Origin of the sequence: Streptomyces sp. NBC_00258 (assembly GCF_036182465.1) — a bacterium.
In the GTDB taxonomy this organism is placed as follows: Bacteria; Actinomycetota; Actinomycetes; order Streptomycetales; family Streptomycetaceae; genus Streptomyces.
In genome coordinates this window covers 11,205,720-11,223,073 of record NZ_CP108081.1, presented here as the reverse complement: position 1 = coordinate 11,223,073, position 17,354 = coordinate 11,205,720, and the positions used below count along the sequence as shown (strand labels likewise).

The window sequence follows — 17,354 nt, the reverse complement described above, 5'->3', positions numbered from 1 at the left end:
ACCCGTTTTCCGCCGCGTCGGCCGGCCGACGGAGGAGGAGCAGTGACGGAGACAGTACTGGTCACGGGCGGCACGGGGTACGTCGCCGGCTGGGTCGTCGTCGGGCTGCTCGATCGCGGCTACGAGGTCCGCACGACAGTGCGCAGCCCCGGCAGGGAGAAGGCGGTCCGCGACGCGGTGGCGACCGTGACGGCTCCGGGCGACCGGCTGAGCTTCGCCGTCGCCGACCTCACCGCCGACGAGGGGTGGGATGCCGCGATGGCGGGCGTCGACCACGTACTGCACGTGGCCTCTCCGCTCGGGGACGAGAACACGCGCGACGCCGCGGCGCTCGTCGTCCCGGCCCGGGACGGCACTCTGCGCGTGCTGCGGGCGGCCACGGCGGCCGGCGTGAAGCGGGTCGTGATGACGTCCGCGGCGAACGCCGCCAGCCCGTCCTCCTACACGGAGGAGGGCGTGACCGACGAGACGTTGTGGACCGACCCGGACGATCCGACTTTGATCCCCTACCGCAGGTCCAAGACGGTTGCCGAGAAGGCGGCCTGGGACTTCATCACCGACCATGGGGGCCCGACCACGCTGACGACGATTCTGCCCGGCGCCGTGTTCGGCCCGATCCTCACCACCCGCAACCTCGGATCGGTCCGGATCATCCAGCGCATGGTGGCGGGCAAGATGCCGGGCACGCCACGGATCGGGCTGGAGATCGTCGACGTCCGCGACCTCGCGGACATCCACATCCGTGCGATGACCTCGCCGGAAGCCGCGGGACAACGGTTCCTGGCCACGGGTGAGTTCACCTGGATGCGGGAGGTGGCTCAGGCGCTTCGGGCCGGGCTCGGTCCGGCCGGGGCCAAGGTGCCCACGCGCCAACTCCCCGACTTCATGGTCCGGTTCGCGTCGTTGTTCGACCGGCAGCTTCGGACGATCACCGTCTCGCTCGGGCGCCGTAACCGTCACAGCACCGGGAAGGCGAAGCGCGTCCTGGGCTGGCAGCCCCGGCCGGCGGCCGAGACCGTTGTCGACTGTGCGAGGAGCCTCATCGACTGGAGGGTCGTCTAGGCTCGATCCGGTGGGTCAGGAGCCGGCGTTCTGCTGCACCTCATCCATCGTCAACTCGGTCAGCCGGTCGAGGTACTGGTCCGTCCACCGGCCGGTCGTGGGTGAGGCGCCAGAACACCGGTGCGATGGTCAGGTCCAGGACCAGGTCGACGTCGTCGGTGGCCGGTTCGCCCCGGTCGCGCGCCCGGTGCAGCGCGGTGTGGGCCCAGGTCACGCGCGGACCCGTGACATGCTTCGCCACCGCCTCGGCGAGCACCGCGTTGCGGTCGGACTCGGCGATCAGGTCGGGCAGTACGGCTCGGATGCGCGGGTCGCTGAGCCAGTCGAAGGCAGCCTGCATCACCGCCCGCACATCACCGCGCAGGGACCCGGTGTCCGGGGCCGGGCCGATCGGGGTGCTGAGTCGCACGAGCCCGGCGACGATCATCTCCAGCTTGGACGGCCAGCGCCGGTAGATCGCGCTCTTGCCGACATCGGCGCGCTTCGCCGACGGAATCATCAGGATGACCGACGCGGCCGATGACCGCCTCTGGGTCGAAGCCTGGCGAACCTTCACCTACGCCGTCTTCATCGGACTCTTCGCCCTGCTCGCGGCCAGGCCGCGCCAAGCACCGGCCGTCTGGGAACCCGTGCTCGCCAACAAGGCCGCACTCGTCGTGTTCGCCGTGAGGGTCGGTGACATTCCCGAGGCACGGTTGGCCGGCATGGTGGACTTCGGCCTCGTCGTGGTCGTCGCTCCGGCCTACGTACTGTCCCGCGGCCGGCAGGCCTGGCAATCCCTTCAGCCTCCGGTCCCCGTATAGGTCCGGGGACTCAGCGGCATCGGCCCCCGGGGCCCGTGGCAGACAGGCACGGGCCCCGGCTGGGTGTCGCTCGTCATCCGAACTGGCCGGGCCGGTAGTCGCCTGCAGGCTGCTGGACCATGACGTTCAGACGGTTGAATGCGTTGATGATGGCGATGATCGACACCAGAGAGGCGAGCTGCTCCTCGTCGTAGTACTTGGCGGCGTTCGCCCAGGCCTCGTCCGTGACCCCACCGGCCGCGTCGGCGATGCGGGTGCCCTGCTCCGTCAGCTCCAGGGCAGCGCGCTCGGCGTCGGTGAACACCGTGGCCTCTCGCCAGGCCGCGACCAGGTTGAGCCGCACCGAGGTCTCCCCCGCGTGGGCGGCGTCCTTGCTGTGCATGTCGGTGCAGAAGCCGCAGCCGTTGATCTGACTGGCCCGGAGCCTCACCAGCTCCTGGGTCGCGGCCGGCAGCGTCGACTCCCCCATCACCTTGCCCGCCGAGACGATGTGCTTCAGCGACTTGACTGCGATCGGGATGTCGAAGAGGTTCAAGCGGGCTTCCATGGTGCACTCCTTGCCGTTGTTGGCGGATACACCTCTATGACGCGGCGGCCCGGCGAGATGTGACACCGCAGAGTGTGACGCGCGTCTCGGTGCGGGGCGGGACCTCGCAGCTGAATGCGGCCCGGCTCCTGGGCCGCTTGCCAATGTGCGTGGCGACGGGTGCGCCGCAGCGGCCCTCCGGAGAGAATCAGGGCCACGTCTACTCTCGCCCGTCAGCAGGAGTCGCCCATGTCCATCCGCCGGGTCATGCCAGACATCCGATCAGAGTCCATGGAGGAGAGCCGGGACTTCTACGGCCTCCTGGGGTTCGAAGAGGTCATGAACCTGGGCTGGGTCATGACGCTCGCCTCTCCTTCCAATCCCACGGCGCAGGTCACCTTCATGAGCCAGGACAAGAGCGCACCCGTCGTGCCCGACATGAGCGTCGAGGTGGACGACGTGGATGCGGTCCATGCGGCGATGCGAGAGAGCGGCGCGGAGATCGTGCACCCCTTGCAGGACGAGGAGTGGGGAGTACGCCGCTTCTTCGTCCGTGACCCCAACGGCAAGGTGGTCAATGTGCTGAGCCACCAATAACACCGCCTGGTGCCGTTTCCAGCTCCCGCTTCAGGTTGCGCAGGGTCCTTTCGATGTTGCGCACCTGGAAGTCCGCGAACGTCTGGCCCCCGGTGGCCACGCGGTCGAACACGTTGGTCACGAAAGTCGGCCAGGAGCGCCGGTCGTCGGTCCAGGTCTCGGTGACCCGCGTGGCATCGCCGTCCCGTTCGAAGCGGTACTCCCAGGTGGCGATCGAGCCTCTCAGGCGGGGGCGGTTGAGCCCGATCGCGTGGACCCGAAAGGCGAAACGGCTGCCCGGCTCCGCCGCCGTCACCGTGCACCGAGTCACCCAGCGGAAGGCGCCACGCTTGTTGCGCCCTTCGAAGGTCAGCCCGAGCTGGGCTGACTCATCGGGCGCCGACACAGTCGCGCCGAGGTTCTCCGGGCTCCAGCGCCCCATGTGGGCGGGGCGGCTGATCGCCTCGTACGCGACAGCCGGTGACACCTCGATGAGGACGCTGCGGGACACGGTGAAGGTACGGGCCACGTCGGACTCCTTTTCCCGGCACACTGATTACTCGCCGGTAACCATCATGGCACAGGGCCCGCGACGGAGGGTGACGCCCATGAACTGGGCTGTCAGGAACCGCCATCGGCTTCTGCCTCCCACTCGTGTGCCGGGAGGTCGAGGAGCTGTTTGATCCGGGCGGTGTCCGGCAGCGGGCCATGATCACCCGTCACCTTGAGTGCCGACGCGGCCGTGATGTGTCCGAGCCGCAGCGCGCGCTCCATTCCCCCGCCGCGCAGGAGGCCGGTCAGGAATCCGGCGGCGAAAGCGTCCCCCGCGCCGACGGGCTCCACCACGTCCGTGCGCAGAGCGGACACCGTCCACACACCTTCCTCGCCGAAGGCGGTGACCGCACGGCCACCGTCCTTGACGACAAGGAGGCGCGGGTGCGGCAACAGCGCCCGTACGTCGGCCGGTTCGAGATCGGCGTCCCAGAGTTCCTGTGCCTCGTCGAGGCCGACGAAGGTGATGTCGGCACGGTCGGCCAGGTCACGCAGCACGGGGGCGGCCGTCCCGGGCGGCCACAGAGCCGGGCGGTGATTGACGTCGAAGCTGATGGCGTACCGGCGCTCTGCGGGCGGAGTGGCGAGCGCCGCCACGACCAGGCTCCGGCAGGACGGGGACAGAGCCGGGGTCACACCCGTCAGGTGGACGACAGAGGCGGACCGGAGTCTGTCGTCGGCCAGCACGTCGGGTCCCAGGGCCGAGGCGGCCGAGTTGCCGCGGTAGTAGTGGACGCGGGTACGGGTGCCGGTCGGTTCCTTCACGAGCAGGCCCGTGGGCCGTTCCGGGTCGGATCGCACGCCGTCGACGTCGACGCCCGCCGCGCCGACCGCGGCGAGTACGCGCCGTCCCAACGCGTCGTCCCCCAGCGCAGACAGCCACGAGACAGGGATGCCCAGGTCTGCCAGGTACATCGCCACATTCGATTCGGCCCCGGCCACCGACACACGCAGGTCCTCGGCGGTCTCCAGCGATTCGGAGGGGGCGGGAGCCAGGGCGGCCATGGTTTCCCCGATGCAGACCACCGGTCCTTCGGCGGGCCTCCAGCTGTCCTTCATGACCTCTCCCCCGGGAACGAAGCCGACCCGTCGTGGCGGTAGGCGGTCGCAAGCAGACCCGGTACGTCGACACGGGCGGTGAACAGCGCACCGTCGTAGGGGCCCGGCTCGGCAAGTCCCACACGAGCGGTCGTGATGTGGAGCAGGTCCTCCTGCAGACACACACCGGCGGGCTGTCGCGCGGGCAGACTCAACGTACGGTCCAGGCGGCCGTCCGGCAGGTACCGGCGTACGGATCCCGTGCCCCACACCGCGACCCATACGGCGCCTTCGACGTCCACCACCATGCCGTCGGGGCTGCCGTCGTCCACGGTGACGAACACCTCCGGGGACCCGAGTTCGGCGGTTTCCGGGTCTACCGGGTAGCGCCTGATGACTCCCCGGGCGCTGTCGGCCAGGTACATGGTGGCGCCGTCGGCCGTGAAGGCCGGCCCGTTCGGCACCGTGATGTCGTCGAGGACGCGGGTCACCGTACCGTCGTGGTCCACCCGGTAGAGGGAACCGGCCCCCTCGTCGGCGTCGTACGCCATGCTGCCCGCCCAGAAGCGGCCGAACGGATCCGCGGTCGCGTCGTTCATGCGCATGGGCCGTGCGGCGTCCGCTTCGGGCCGTGCCAGCCACCGCGTCGACCCGTCGGCGGAGAGCAGGCAGACCCCGGTGCCGGCGGCGGCGATCCAGGTGCCGGGAGCATCGGCCACGGGGGCCACCGCACCCAGGGGAACGGGCAGTTGGGCCAGTTGCCGCAAGGGGTCCGTGGGATGACCGACGGCGGTGAGCAGGCGGCCGGCGAGGATGTCCACGAGCACGATGCCCCGGTCCGTCCAGCGGATTCCCTCGCCGAGCTCCAGACGGTCGGGGCGGAGAGCTTCGGCGCCGGCCTCGGCTCCGACTCCGACTCCGACTCCGACTCCGACTCCGGTCGAGCCTGCGGCGTTTCCTCCGCCCTCGGTGTGCGCTGGGGCTTCGGTCACGGCGTGTCTTTCCGTACGACGGTCAGGAAGGCGCGGGCTCGGTCGCGCAGCGCGGTCAGGCTGCCGCCGTCGGCTGCGTCTCCGATCAGCGGTGAGCCGACCCCGACCGCGGTCGCCCCGGCAGCCAGATAGGCGCGGGCTGCCGCCTCGTCGACACCGCCCACGGGCACGAACAGTTCGTGTGGGAACGGGCCGCGCAGGGCTTTGAGGTAGGCGGGGCCGCCGGCCTGGGCTGCCGGGAAGATCTTCAGTGCGGCGGCGCCGAGGGGGCGTGCGGCCAGGATCTCGGTGGGTGTCATGACCCCGGCCAGGACCGGCAGGCCGAGTTCGTGTGCCGCGACCACGCCTTCACCGAGTGCGGGGGTGACGGCGAAGTTCGCGCCGGCCTGCTGGGCGGCGCGAGCATCGTCGGCGGTCAGGACCGTACCGGCGCCGAGGGGCCGGTCGGGGCCGAGTGCCTTGCGCGCCCGCTCGATGACGGACAGGGCGTCCGCGCCGGTCAGGGAGACCTCGATCAACTCGACGCCTTCCTCGGCGAGGGTCAGTACGGTGCGTACCGAGGCTTCGGGGTCGGTGCCGCGGATGATCGCGACCAGGCGGTGGGCGGCCAGCGCCGCTCGCAGATCCATGGACGAACTCCTTTTCACGCAGGTTCAGACAGGTTCACACAGGTCGGTTCGGGCACAGCGGCAGTTCGCGGTCAGTGTCAGCCGCCATCGCACCTCGCCCGAGGCGGGTACCCGGGCAGCGTCGCCGGGGCCCGCCTCTGCGAGATCGAAGACACGGCCGAGCATCGGTTCGACGCCCGTGCTGCGGTAGGGGTGCCCGGCGGGGAAGCCGCCCAGATTGCGCCACAGGGCGACGGACACGGGCTGTCCGTCGGCTTCGAGGGCCAGCGACAGACGGTCCGTCTGGTCGTGGACGCAGCAGTGGGAGGCGTCCACGACGGCTCCGACGGCGGTGCCGTCGTCCGGGCCCAATTGGTCCAGGCTCAGTCCACAGGGTGCGGGCCAGCTCCCCTCGACCCAGGCGGCGCCTTGCGGCCACGCCCGGTCCAGCAGCGGCGCCGCCTCGGGGAAGAGGCGGGTGCTCGCTCCCTCGCGGATGTGCAGTGTCGCCCGGTCTGAGAGGTCGAGCAGGGCGTGGGCGGCCCACACGAAACGGAAGTCGGCCTCGGCCTTCAGCACGTAGTCGGCCTCGGCTCCGCCGGTGGTGCCGCGGATCGTGCGGGTCAGGGTGAAGCGGTCGCAGTGGAGGACATCGCTGTCCGCTTCTCGTGTCCAGGGGCGTGACCAGGCGTCACCGTGGTCGGGCGTGCCCCGGACCGTGGGGATGCACTCCTCCAGTCCGCCCGCGTCCACGAAGGCGTCACCGAGGGACACGCTCAGCCGCCCGGGTGCCTCGCGTCGCCAGAGCCATTCGCGCCCCGCGGTGCGCAGCGAGGTCCAACGGCCGCCGTGGGCAAGGTCGGTGACGATGTCCATCGGTGCGGTCACCACTCCGCGAAGGAACCGTCGGGGTGCCGCCACACCGGATTGCGCCAGGCGTGACCGTTGCGGTCGGCGGCGCGTACGGCGGTCTCGTCGATGGTGATGCCGAGGCCGGGGGCGTCACGGCGGGAGGCGTGGCCGTCGACGAACCGGAACGGCTCGGTGTCGACGAGGTAGGAGAGCAGGTCGGCGTCCTTGTTGTAGTGGATGCCGCGGCTCTGCTCCTGGATCAGGAAGTTCGGGGTGGCGAACGCGACTTGAAGGCTGGCCGCGAGCGCGATGGGGCCGAGGGGGCAGTGCGGGGCTAGCTGGGCACCGTATGTCTCGGCGAGTGAGGCGATGCGGTGCACTTCCGAGATCCCGCCGGCGTGGGACAGGTCGGGCTGGGCGACCGCGATGCCCGCGGCGAGTGCGGGCAGGAACTCGGCGCGCCCGTAGAGGCGTTCACCGGTCGCGAGCGGTACGGAGCTCGCGGCGACCAGGCCCGCCAGCAGATGACCGTGCTCGGGGACGACGGGTTCCTCGATGAACAGCGGGTGCAGCGGGGCGAGTTCGGCGAGAACGCGGCGGGCGCCCGCGGCGGTGAAGCGGCCGTGGAAGTCGACGGCGACGTCGCGGTCCGGGCCGAGTGCCTCGCGGGCGGCGGCCACGCGGGCGACGACCGCGGCGGTTTCGGCAGCGGTGGGAACCGGTGAGGTGGCTCCGGCGGCGTTCATCTTCACCGCGGTGAAGCCCGCTTCGACCTGGGCGGCTATCTGCTCGGTCAGTTCGGCGGGTTCGTCGCCGCCCACCCAGGCATAGACCCGGACGCGGTCACGCACCGGGCCGCCCAGCAGGGCGTGCACAGGAGCGCCGTACACCTTCCCGGCGATGTCCCACAGGGCCTGGTCGAGGCCGGCGACGGCGCTGGAGAGGACCGGGCCGCCCCGGTAGAAGCCGCCCTTGGTCAGCACCTGCCAGTGGTCCTGGATGCGCAGCGGGTCCTGGCCGACGAGGTATTCGGCGAGGACGTCGACGGCGGCTCGGACGACTTCGGCGCGGCCTTCGACGACCGGTTCTCCCCAGCCGACCACGCCCTCGTCGGTCTCGACGCGGCAGAACAGCCAGCGGGGCGGGACCAGGAAGGTCTCGATGCGGGTGATCTTCACTGGGAGCGGAAGCCTTCCACGGAATCGGAGTCGGAGTCGCCGACGCGGTCCAGATCGCGGCCGGCCTGGTCGAGCAGGGCACGCATCGCTGCCTCGGCGGCGCCCGGGTCCCGGTCGCGTACGGCGTCCAGGACGGCGCGGTGGGCCGGGACCGGGTCCTCGCTGTGCGGGGAGCTGTGCACGATGCGGTCGCGATGGGCCAGGCCGGACTCGATCACCATCTCCATGCGTTCGAGGAGTTCGTTGTGGGTGGCGGTGAGGAGGGCACGGTGGAAGGCCAGGTCGGCCTCGACGGCGTGGGCGGCGCCGTTGTCCCGCTCCCCCATCGCCTCGATGGCGGCGTCCAGGGCGGCCAGGTCCTCGTCGGTGCGGCGTTCAGCGGCCAGTCGGACGGCGGCGGGCTCGATGATGGCGCGTACTTCGGCGAGGTTGTGCAGCAGTGCCCGGTCGGACGCGTTGGTGCGGCCGCCCTCGAACTGCCAGCGCAGCACGTCGGCGTCGAGCAGGTTCCACTCGGCGCGGGTACGCACGAAGGTGCCGCGCCGCTGGCGGGCGTCGACCATTCCCTTGGCGGCGAGCACCTTGAGCGATTCGCGCAGCGCGGTCAGGCTCACGTCCAGTTCGCTCTGCAGGGCCACCAGGTCCAGAGTGGCCCCCTCGGGGATCTCACCGCCCAGGATGCGACGGGCGAGGACTTCCACGGTCTGGCCGTGCACGCCGCGACGGGCATAGGGCGTCATGTCGTACAGCCTTTCTGCTGGTGAGGGAGCGTGGTCATGCGGAGGCCTTGACGACGCTCCAGCCGCCGTCCACGACGAGACTCGTTCCGGTGATGTAGGAGGCTTCGTCGGCACTGAGGAAGGCGATGGCCGCGGCGACCTCCTCGGGGGAGCCGAAGCGGCGTACCGCCGTCTCGGCGATGCTGCGTTCCCGATCCTCGGGCGGCACCCTGTCCCAGGCGGCGGTGAGGATCGGGCCGGGGACGACGGCGTTGACGCGCACGTCGGGACCGTATTCGACGGCGAGTTGGGCGCACAGGGAGAGCAGGGCGCCCTTGGAGGCGGCGTAGGCGGGGTGGCCGGGGATGCCCTTGTGGGCGTGGACGGACGAGGTCAGCACCACGGCCCCGCGGCGGTCCCGCAGATCGGGCAGGACGGTCCGGAAACCGAGGAAGCCGCCGGTGAGGTTGACGGCGAGCTGCCGCTGCCACGAGGCGAGGGACATCGTGTGGGCCGGTGCCACCTCGACGGTGTAGGCGTTGCTGACGAGGACGTCCACGGGCCCGAAGTCGTGCGCGGCGGTGACGATCCGCGTCCAGTCGTCCTCGTCGGCCACGTCGGCTCCGACGAACCGGGCGAGCCCGCCTGCCTTGGTGATCCGCGCGGCGACGGCCTCGCCCTGTTCCTCGGCGATGTCGGCGATCACGACGGCGGCTCCCTCCTCGGCGAGGCGTGCTGCCGTGGCGGCTCCGATGCCGGAGGCCGCTCCGGTGACCACGGCCGTGCGGCCGGTGAAACGGGCGCCGTGCCGTCGTGCGGACTGCTCCATCGTGGGGTTCGACTCCTTCGCGGGCGTGGGACGGTTGATCGGCCGCCTCAAGAACATATGCCGGACCGGGCTCACTGCCGTATCAGCACCACCAGTTCGGCGTCATGGTCGGCACTCCAGGCGAAGGGCAGTCCGTAGTGGAGCAGATGGGCTCCGCTGTATGTGCTGCCCGATTCGGCGTCGCGATAGCGCGCCTGCGGCGCGAGGCCCCGCAGTCGCAGCCGGGCCGGGCGGCCGGGAACCAGCGGAGATCCGTCTAGGCGCCCCGTGCTGAGGGCCGCGACGACCGTGCGCCCCGTCTCCGGGTCGTCGTACTGCACGCCGAAGGTGGGGTCCTCGGGAGAGCCGAGGATGCGGGCGTCTCCGTGGTGGACGGTCTCCCGGACCTCCTTGTAGCGGGCGATCCACCGGGCGGCCTCGGCGCGTCGGCCGGACGTCCAGGCGCGCAGGTCGGCGCCGATACCGAGGACGCCGCACATGGCGTTGACGAAGCGGAAGGCGAGACTGCGGGGGCGCGGGTCGAAGATGCCGGGGGCATCGGTGACCCAGGAGCTCATGACGTGCGGGGCATGGGCGTGCAGGAAGCCGTACTGGATGGACAGCCGGTCCAGGGGGGCCGTGTTGTCGCTGGGCCAGACGACGTCGGTGCGTGCGAGTGTCGCGTGCTCGATGCGGCCGCCGCCGCCCGCGCACCCTTCGATGGTGACGTCGGGGTGGGTGGCGCGCAGGTGGTCCAGGACCCGCAGGTATCCGGCGACGTGCTGGGCGTCCAGGTCGAGGTGGTCTGCACGGTCGGTGCCGGGGCGGCCTCGTTCGGTGGGCGGCCGGTTCATGTCCCACTTCAGGTAGCTGACGGTGTACTCGGTGAGCAGCCGGTCCAGCGTGCCGATCACGAAGTCCTGTACGTCGGTGCGGCCGAGGTCGAGCAGGAGTTGGTTGCGGACCAGGCGCGCGGGACGGCCCTCGATCCGATACACCCACTCGGGGTGCTCGGCGTAGAGGCGGCTGGTCGGGCTGACGGCTTCTGGCTCGACCCACAGGCCGAAGTCCAGCCCGAGCGCCCGGATGTCCTCGACGAAGGCTCCGAAGCCGTGCGGGAACGCGGCCGGGTCCGGGTACCAGTCGCCCAGTCCCCCGGTGTCGTCGTCGCGGCCGGTGAACCATCCGTCGTCGACGACGAACAGTTCGGCGCCGATGTCCGCGGCCAGCTTGGCCAGCTCCAGCTGGCCGGCCGCGTCGACGTCGAAGCCGGTGGCCTCCCAGGAGTTGTAGAGCACCTTGCGGGGGCGGTGCAGTCGCTCACCTGCGAGGTGGCGTTCGTAGCGGTGCCAGACGCGGGAAAGCCCGTCGAGGCCGTCGGGGCTGAAGGCGCAGGCGAGGCGGGGGGTGGTGAGGGTGTCGCCGGGAGCCAGATGTACGACGCCCTCGTGCGGGACCCGCCCGGCGCGGACGCGCACGCTGCCGCCCGGCTCTGCCTCAGCGGTGATGTGCCAGTTGCCGGGCCATTCGAGGGCGATGCCATGGGCCGCCTGCGCCTCCCCGTCCTGCACGGCGAGCCAGGGTGCGTACGCGTGTCCGGGCGCGCCCTGGAGGCTGCCCATGGTGAACGTTCCCCTGGCCAGGTCGAGTTGGGTGCGCTGGAACTCCTGGGACCACTGGCCTGTGAGGTAGGTCAGCCGGGCTGCACCCGTGACGGGGATGTTCACGGCGGCCGAGTCGAGTCGCTCCAGACGCAGTTCTTGCGTGGAGGTCAGTTCGGTCCAGCGGAGGATCACGTCCGTGCCCGGAACCGTCTCGTAGCAGAGGACCGTACGCAGTCCCAGGACGTCGTCCGTGAAGCTGAGCCGCAGGCTTCCCTCCCCCTCCTCCGCTCCGTCGAAGTCCCACCACACGCCCCGGTCCTGGCCCGGGCGTGCCGCGACCAGCTCGGAGCCGGTGAACGGCCGCAGCCCGTACGGCAGATACTCGGCGGGCGCCGCGTCGGCGGGGGTGACGAAGTGGGTCCGACGGGACCGGTCGAGGGCGGAGGGCCCGTCTTCGACACCGAGCGGGCCCCAGGCGTCGAGTTCGGCCCACGGGCCGTCCGGGGACAGGCGGACGGTGTAGCTGGTGTGCTCGGTGCGCAGCGTCCAGCGCGGGGACGACGTCACTTCACCGCTCCCAGGTTGAGGCCGGCCACGAAGTGCCGCTGGAACCGCAGGAACACGGCCACGGTGGGCGCGGCGGCGATGACCGAGCCGGCGGCGATCACGTTCCACATCGATACGTACTGTCCCTGAAGTCCGATGAGGGCCGCGGTGATCGGCATCTTGGTGTCGCTGCGCAGCACGGTGATCGCCCAGAGCAGGTCGTTGAAGATCCAGGTGAAGGACAGGGCGCTGAGGGCGGCCAGGGCGGGGCGGGTGAGCGGGAGGATGATCCGCCAGAAGATTTGCCAGGGCCCTGCGCCGTCGACGACCGCCGCCTGCTGGATCTCCGCGGGTATCCCGCGCATGAAGCCGTGCAGGACGAAGACGTAGAAGCCGACGCCGAAGCCGATCTGTACGCCGATCAGCGCGGGCAGGGTGTCGAAGACACCCATCTGCTCGCTGAGCTTGGAGACCGGGATGAGCAGGATCTGCGGCGGGAGCAGGTTGCCACCGAGCATGAGCAGCAACAGCGAGCGGCGGAAGGGCAGTTCGTAGCGGCTGAGCGAGAAGGCGGCCATGGCTGCCAGCGCGAGCGTCACCAGGACGCACGGCACGGTGACCAGCAGGCTGTTGATCAGGGCGCGCTGCTGGCCGCCGTCGTTCCAGGCCTGGCCGAAGTTGTCGAGGGTGAAGGACTGCGGCCAGCTGCCCAGGCCGTTCGCGGCGATGTCGTCGAAGGAGCGCAGGCTGGTCACCAGAACCAGGGCGATGGGCAGCAGCCACAGGAGGGCCAAGGCCCCGGCTCCCAGGTGGAATCCGGCGGTCGCGGCCCGTTTGCGGCGCAGTGCCGTGGACGTGGCGGACATCAGTCGGCCTCCCGGAACGCGCGGACGAGGTAGGAGCAGATGACGCCGAAGGCGAGGACGAAGATGACGACGGCGAGTGCGGAGCCGTAGCCGAGGCGCAGGGACTGGAAGGCGGTTGAGTACATGTAGGTGCTCAGCAGCTCGGACGAGTGGTAGGGGCCGCCGCGGGTCAGCGACCACACGACGTCGAAGGAGCGCAGCGAGTCGATGACGATGACGGACAGGACGACCGCGTTGACGCTGCGGAGTTGGGGCAGGGTGACGTGCCGGAGGCGTTGCCAGGCACTCGCGCCGTCGACCTTGGCAGCCTCGTACAGAGCCGGGTCGATGCCCTTGAGGCCGGCGAGATAGAGGACCATGACGTAGCCGATCTGCCGCCACAGCGCGGGCACGATCACCGCGTACAGCGCGGTGTCCTGGTCGGCGAGCCAGGCATGACGCAGGCTGCCGAGGCCGACCGATTCCAGGAGTTGGTTCAGGACGCCGTCGGGCTGGTAGATCGCCTGCCAGACGAGGGCGGTGGCGACCAGGGAGAAGACGACGGGCAGGAACAGGGCCGCGCGGTAGAAGCCGACGCCGCGCCGCTCTTGCTGGAGCAGCAGCGCGGCCGCCAGGCCGAGCAGGGCTGAGAGGCCGCCGAAGAGCACGAGCCACAGCACGGTGTTGCCGGCCGCGCTGCGGAAGACCTCGTCGTGGGCCATCTCCCGGAAGTTCTCCAGGCCGACGAACTGTGGTGGGGAGACCCCGTCCCAGCGGGTGAGGGCGAGGTAGAAGCCCTGCAGGGCGGGCCAGAACACCCATACCGCTTCGGCGAGGAGCGGGACGAGGACGAACGCGAGCACCAGCGGAGGCGTACGGCGCGGGCCCCCGGTCCGCCTGCCGCGGGGCGACGGCGGGGCCGGGGACTTCCGTTCGGACGCGGTCAGGACTGCCATGTCAGGCGTTCCAGATCTTCTCGGCGTCGCGCTGCCAGCCGGTCAGAATGCTGCCGATCTCCTTCGGCTTGGCCAGGAACCGGGTCAGTGCGGTGTCCGCGGTGGGCTGGAGGGCGTCGCTGGAGTCCCGGTTGAAGAACTGGGTGATCTCGGCCGCCTCCTCCACGTGCGCGCGGCCCTTCTTCACCAGGGCGGTGCCCGCGTCCTTCGCCTTCGGGTTGCACGGCAGGACGGTGCCCGACGAGCCCTTGATGTAGATCTCCTGGGACTCGGCGGTGGCGAGGTAGCTCATCAGGTCGACGACCTGGTCGCGGCGGCCGGTGCGGGCGCTGGCGAAGTAGCCGTCGACCGGGGCCTCTTCGGCGAGCGGGATCTTCGGGTCGATGACGGGGAAACGGAAGAAGTCGATGTCGTCCAGGGCGTCCTTGGGCGCCGCGTCGGCGAAGAAGGTGCCGATGAGCATCATGCCGCTGCGACCGTTGAGCAGAGTGGTCGTGGCGTCCTGGAAGGGGACGGCGTCGCCGTTCGGGTCGAAGTACGGCAGCACCTCCTGCCAGCGGTCGAAGACCTTGCGCACCTCGGGGTCGTCGAACCGGTGCTTTCCGGCGAGGAGTTCGCGGTGGTACTCGGCGCCGTTGATCCGGATGTCGAGGTAGTCGAACCAGGCCGAGGCCACCCACGCGGTGTTGCCGCCCGCGCCGAGGCCGATCGGGTCGACGCCCTTGCTCTTGAGCTTGTCGCACAGGTCGAGGAAGTCGTCCCAGCTCTTGGGCTCGCTCACGCCCCACTTCGCGAAGTTGGACTTCCGGTAGAACATGCCCCACCAGTAGTAGGTGGCGGGGACGAAGACCTTCTTGCCCGAGCTCGACGTGCACAGGGAGTTCAGTGCCTTGGAGTAGTTCTTGAGGTCGGGCGAGGAGCTCCAGACCTCACCGAGGTCCAGCAGCAGGTCCTTCTTCGCGTAGGCGTCCGCCACCGAGCCGGGGTACCAGGTGTACACGTCCGGCGGGTTGGCGGAGGTCAGGTAGGTCGGCAGCTGGGTGCGGAAGGTCTCCGCGGCGACCGTGTTGAGGCCGGCGCGCCCCGACCCCTTCTTCGCGTACGCGGCGACGAGGTCCTCCATCGCGGCCTTGGCCTGCGGTGCGGACACGTTGGACTGGAGGGTCACCGCGCCCTTGGAGGAGCTCTTGCCGGAGGAGGTGGAGGTGACACAGCCGCTGAGCAGCGCCGTCGTCCCGGCGGCACCGAGTCCTGCGAGGAACCGGCGTCGGCCGGTCTGATGGTTCGTCATGGATGGCTCCCTGTGGATCCGCGCGGGCGGGGGCGGCCCTCCTGACGGCCGGGCCCCGCTCGCGCGGATACAGATTCGCGTGGCACTCACGCCACGTCAAGAATAATTACTAATTTATTTGAACTGGGTCCGGTGCACGTAGCCGTCGACTCCGCGGAACACCGCGTCGACGGTGCCGCCCGGCCCGGCCACCGCTCCGAGCGCGCCCTCGAAGGCCGCGCCGGGGAACTCCTGCCGCTTGGTCCAGCCCTGCCAGCCGCCGTTCTCGTACCGCTGCTGCCAGAGCGTGTAGTCGGAGGCCCGCGCGTACAGCACCACCGCGTCTCCCACGGTGACGAGCGTCGGGCTGCCGCTGACGGTCCCGCCGAGCGATGTCCACGGCGACCACTCCCCCGACGTCGATGCCTCCCTGGACCGCGTCCACACGTCGTCCGCCGCGGAGCGAACGGCCACGTGGACCCGCCCCTGGGCGTCGACGGTGGCGGACGGCCGTCCGTACACCGGCCGGTCACCGGGTGCACCGAGCGAGGACCATCCGGACGACGGGCCGCGCTGCACGACCTGCCCGTCGGAGCCGGTGGCGAACAGTGTCCAGTGCCCGGGGCCGGTGAACGCCACCGACGGTGCGTCGGTCACCCGGCCGCCCAGGCTCTGCCAGTTGCCCCAGCGGCCGTCGGCGAAGACCCGCCGGTACACCCTGGAGTCGGTACCGCGCACGAAGACGTCGATCCGGCCGCCGGCCGAGGCGTACGCGGCGGGCTGGCCAAGGATCCTGCCCTTCGTGGGGCCACCGAGATCCCGGGGCCGGGCCCTGCCGTTGCCGTCGGCGGAGGTCGTGTGCTGGACGAGGGAACCGTGCGGTCCACGGAGGAAGGTCGTGAGCGTGTCGCCCTCGCGCACTACTGCCGGGCTCGCCGTTGCCTTCTGCCCCAGGCTGGTGCCGGGCAGCGCGTCGGCGCCGGTCAGCTTCAGGAACGCGGTGCCGTGCGCGGGGACCTCGACCGTGTACGAGTCGGTGTGGGTGCCCCGGTCGGCCCTGGCCCGCAGGTCACGCACCTTCACCCCGCCGCCGAGCCCGACGTCGGAGAACCGGACCGTGCGCTCGACCGCCTTGTCGGAGCGGTTGAGCAGCACGACCGCGCGCCTGCCGTCACCTGCGAGGACCTTGCTGTAGACGTCGCCGACGGAGTCACTGGCCACCCGTACGCCCTGGATGGCGAGGGGGTCCTGGTCGACGGCGATGATCTCCGGGTTGCGCAGCGTCTCGATCATCGCGTCGGACAGGGTGCGCGGGTCGGATCCGATGACCAGTGGCGAGCCCATCTCGGCCCACATCACGAACTGCGTGGTGGACTCCTCCTGCGTCAGTTCCAGGGATCCGTCGCTCATGCGCCGCATGGGGATGAGGTAGTCCGGGTCGTTGTAGTGGCCCGGCCCCTGCGCCTCGGGATGCCAGGCGTTCGCGTCCATGTTGCGCAGCACGTTGGGCCACTGTCCGGGGCTCGGGGTGCCCCAGGCGATGTCCGTGCCGGTTCGCCAGGAGTCGGCGATCGTCGGGGCGTAGACGTACGAGTTGTGCGCGTCCTGCTCGGGTGTGTGCGGCAGGCCCCAGTCGTCGGTGAGGGGGTTGCAGAGGTTGAGCAGCATCTTGCGGCCCGACTTGGCCACCGCGTCGCTGAACTCCTTGAACGCCGGGCCCGGATCGAGCTTGGCGCCGATCCCGCACAGGAAGTCGACCTTGACCGCGTCGATCTTCCAGCCGGCGAACTGCCGGGCGTCCTCCTCGTAGTGGCCCCTGCTGCCGAGGCCGCAGGTCTTTCCGCCGTCGTAGGCGCCGGCGTCGGTGTAGATGCCCGCCTTCAGGCCGCGTTTGTGCAGGTAGGAGACCAATGCCGGGATGCCGGAGGGAAAGCGGTCCGGATGGGCGGCCAACCGCCCTTTCGCGTCACGTGGGTTGTCGGCCTGCCAGCCGCCGTCCAGCCACACGATGTCGTACCCGCTGTCACGCAGACCGCTGCTGACCAGCTTGTCCGCTACGGAGCGCACCGCCTGTTCGGTGGGTGCGCCCAGCCCGTAGTAGGTGTTCCAGCCCATGTAGGGCGTCGGCGCGAGACCACTGTCGTAGTAGTCGGGCGCGCCCTGGTCGACGGCGCCCCGATCGACGGCGGTCTGCGCCGTGGCCGCCGGCGCGGCGGTCACCGCCAGAACGGTTGCGATCGCGACCGCGGTGGCACGGCGCGTCAGTCTGGTCGCCGCGGGTGTGCGGACCTGCGGGTGTGAAGTCACTTGCCTCTCCCGAGGGTTGGGAAGCACGAGAACGTGACGTGGGCCGCACTGCGACAGGGGGCCGTCTACGTCACGGCGAAGACTGTGGCGCGCGGCCGAAACCCTGTCAATA

At 70.6% G+C, this 17,354-nt stretch carries 18 protein-coding genes; 3 read left to right on the top strand and 15 right to left on the bottom strand.

The window, feature by feature from the left end; translation table 11 throughout:
- Positions 1–42 precede the first annotated feature (42 nt).
- Entirely contained in the window at positions 43–1,062 is a 1,020-nt protein-coding gene (locus tag OG718_RS49695) for an NAD-dependent epimerase/dehydratase family protein (protein WP_328847329.1), read from the top strand.
- 40 nt (positions 1,063–1,102) lie between these two features.
- On the opposite strand, the gene OG718_RS49690 is transcribed toward OG718_RS49695, so the two are convergent.
- Positions 1,103–1,561: a TetR/AcrR family transcriptional regulator gene (locus tag OG718_RS49690; RefSeq protein WP_328847328.1), complete on the bottom strand. Its 459-nt coding sequence runs from the start codon at positions 1,559–1,561 to the stop codon at positions 1,103–1,105.
- Between the two features lie 4 nt (positions 1,562–1,565).
- Between OG718_RS49690 and OG718_RS49685 the strand changes: the two genes are divergently transcribed.
- Entirely contained in the window at positions 1,566–1,865 is a 300-nt protein-coding gene (locus OG718_RS49685) for a hypothetical protein (protein WP_328847327.1), read from the top strand.
- Positions 1,866–1,938: 73 nt separating this feature from the next.
- On the opposite strand, the gene OG718_RS49680 is transcribed toward OG718_RS49685, so the two are convergent.
- Complete coding sequence (locus OG718_RS49680; protein WP_143642170.1) at positions 1,939–2,412, bottom strand: carboxymuconolactone decarboxylase family protein; 474 nt, start codon at positions 2,410–2,412, stop codon at positions 1,939–1,941.
- A gap of 228 nt (positions 2,413–2,640) precedes the next feature.
- On the opposite strand from OG718_RS49680, the gene OG718_RS49675 reads away from it, so the two are divergent.
- Positions 2,641–2,988, top strand: coding sequence for a VOC family protein (locus OG718_RS49675; RefSeq protein WP_143642172.1), 348 nt, complete (start codon positions 2,641–2,643; stop codon positions 2,986–2,988).
- Here OG718_RS49675 and OG718_RS49670 read toward each other — a convergent pair.
- From OG718_RS49670 to OG718_RS49610, 13 genes are all read right to left on the bottom strand, one after another.
- Positions 2,966–3,496 carry an SRPBCC family protein gene (locus OG718_RS49670; protein WP_143642174.1) on the bottom strand — a complete coding sequence of 177 codons (531 nt, stop codon included), beginning with the start codon at positions 3,494–3,496 and terminating at the stop codon, positions 2,966–2,968. The genes OG718_RS49675 and OG718_RS49670 overlap by 23 nt on opposite strands.
- Before the next feature lie 92 nt (positions 3,497–3,588).
- The gene (locus OG718_RS49665; RefSeq protein ID WP_328847326.1) at positions 3,589–4,578 is read right to left on the bottom strand and encodes a sugar kinase; all 990 of its coding nucleotides are present in this window, start codon (positions 4,576–4,578) and stop codon (positions 3,589–3,591) included.
- Positions 4,575–5,426 carry an SMP-30/gluconolactonase/LRE family protein gene (locus OG718_RS49660; RefSeq protein ID WP_328847971.1) on the bottom strand — a complete coding sequence of 284 codons (852 nt, stop codon included), beginning with the start codon at positions 5,424–5,426 and terminating at the stop codon, positions 4,575–4,577. The genes OG718_RS49665 and OG718_RS49660 overlap by 4 nt, the downstream gene beginning before the upstream one ends.
- A gap of 119 nt (positions 5,427–5,545) precedes the next feature.
- Positions 5,546–6,178, bottom strand: a complete 633-nt coding sequence (locus OG718_RS49655) for a bifunctional 4-hydroxy-2-oxoglutarate aldolase/2-dehydro-3-deoxy-phosphogluconate aldolase (RefSeq protein ID WP_328847325.1) — start codon at positions 6,176–6,178, stop codon at positions 5,546–5,548.
- 24 nt (positions 6,179–6,202) lie between these two features.
- Complete coding sequence (locus OG718_RS49650; RefSeq protein ID WP_328847324.1) at positions 6,203–7,045, bottom strand: hypothetical protein; 843 nt, start codon at positions 7,043–7,045, stop codon at positions 6,203–6,205.
- Positions 7,042–8,187 (bottom strand): galactonate dehydratase, encoded by a 1,146-nt coding sequence (gene dgoD, locus OG718_RS49645; protein ID WP_328847323.1) that lies wholly within the window; start codon positions 8,185–8,187, stop codon positions 7,042–7,044. The genes OG718_RS49650 and dgoD overlap by 4 nt, the downstream gene beginning before the upstream one ends.
- A complete protein-coding gene (locus OG718_RS49640; protein WP_143642183.1) occupies positions 8,184–8,927 on the bottom strand; it encodes a FadR/GntR family transcriptional regulator in 744 nt (247 codons plus the stop codon). Before OG718_RS49640 ends, dgoD begins: the two co-directional genes overlap by 4 nt.
- Before the next feature lie 34 nt (positions 8,928–8,961).
- Positions 8,962–9,735 (bottom strand): SDR family NAD(P)-dependent oxidoreductase, encoded by a 774-nt coding sequence (locus OG718_RS49635; protein WP_143642185.1) that lies wholly within the window; start codon positions 9,733–9,735, stop codon positions 8,962–8,964.
- 71 nt (positions 9,736–9,806) lie between these two features.
- Positions 9,807–11,885, bottom strand: a complete 2,079-nt coding sequence (locus OG718_RS49630) for an alpha-galactosidase (RefSeq protein WP_328847322.1) — start codon at positions 11,883–11,885, stop codon at positions 9,807–9,809.
- A complete protein-coding gene (locus tag OG718_RS49625; protein WP_143642190.1) occupies positions 11,882–12,730 on the bottom strand; it encodes a carbohydrate ABC transporter permease in 849 nt (282 codons plus the stop codon). Before OG718_RS49625 ends, OG718_RS49630 begins: the two co-directional genes overlap by 4 nt.
- A complete protein-coding gene (locus tag OG718_RS49620; RefSeq protein WP_328847321.1) occupies positions 12,730–13,665 on the bottom strand; it encodes a carbohydrate ABC transporter permease in 936 nt (311 codons plus the stop codon). Before OG718_RS49620 ends, OG718_RS49625 begins: the two co-directional genes overlap by 1 nt.
- A 1-nt stretch (position 13,666) precedes the next feature.
- Positions 13,667–14,956: an ABC transporter substrate-binding protein gene (locus tag OG718_RS49615; RefSeq protein WP_306942306.1), complete on the bottom strand. Its 1,290-nt coding sequence runs from the start codon at positions 14,954–14,956 to the stop codon at positions 13,667–13,669.
- 114 nt (positions 14,957–15,070) lie between these two features.
- Positions 15,071–17,242: a glycoside hydrolase family 27 protein gene (locus tag OG718_RS49610; protein ID WP_328847320.1), complete on the bottom strand. Its 2,172-nt coding sequence runs from the start codon at positions 17,240–17,242 to the stop codon at positions 15,071–15,073.
- Between the last annotated feature and the right edge of the window lie 112 nt (positions 17,243–17,354).

Excerpts from the sequence above, each read along its gene's own strand:
- OG718_RS49690 (WP_328847328.1), bottom strand. The coding sequence starts at position 1,561 with ATGATTCCGTCGGCGAAGCGCGCCGATGTCGGCAAGAGCGCGATCTAC.
- OG718_RS49620 (WP_328847321.1), bottom strand. The coding sequence starts at position 13,665 with ATGGCAGTCCTGACCGCGTCCGAACGGAAGTCCCCGGCCCCGCCGTCG.
- OG718_RS49625 (WP_143642190.1), bottom strand. The coding sequence starts at position 12,730 with ATGTCCGCCACGTCCACGGCACTGCGCCGCAAACGGGCCGCGACCGCC.
- OG718_RS49635 (WP_143642185.1), bottom strand. The coding sequence starts at position 9,735 with ATGGAGCAGTCCGCACGACGGCACGGCGCCCGTTTCACCGGCCGCACG.
- OG718_RS49685 (WP_328847327.1), top strand. The coding sequence starts at position 1,566 with ATGACCGACGCGGCCGATGACCGCCTCTGGGTCGAAGCCTGGCGAACC.
- OG718_RS49665 (WP_328847326.1), bottom strand. The coding sequence starts at position 4,578 with ATGAAGGACAGCTGGAGGCCCGCCGAAGGACCGGTGGTCTGCATCGGG.
- OG718_RS49640 (WP_143642183.1), bottom strand. The coding sequence starts at position 8,927 with ATGACGCCCTATGCCCGTCGCGGCGTGCACGGCCAGACCGTGGAAGTC.
- OG718_RS49675 (WP_143642172.1), top strand. The coding sequence starts at position 2,641 with ATGTCCATCCGCCGGGTCATGCCAGACATCCGATCAGAGTCCATGGAG.
- OG718_RS49615 (WP_306942306.1), bottom strand. The coding sequence starts at position 14,956 with ATGACGAACCATCAGACCGGCCGACGCCGGTTCCTCGCAGGACTCGGT.
- OG718_RS49680 (WP_143642170.1), bottom strand. The coding sequence starts at position 2,412 with ATGGAAGCCCGCTTGAACCTCTTCGACATCCCGATCGCAGTCAAGTCG.
- OG718_RS49655 (WP_328847325.1), bottom strand. The coding sequence starts at position 6,178 with ATGGATCTGCGAGCGGCGCTGGCCGCCCACCGCCTGGTCGCGATCATC.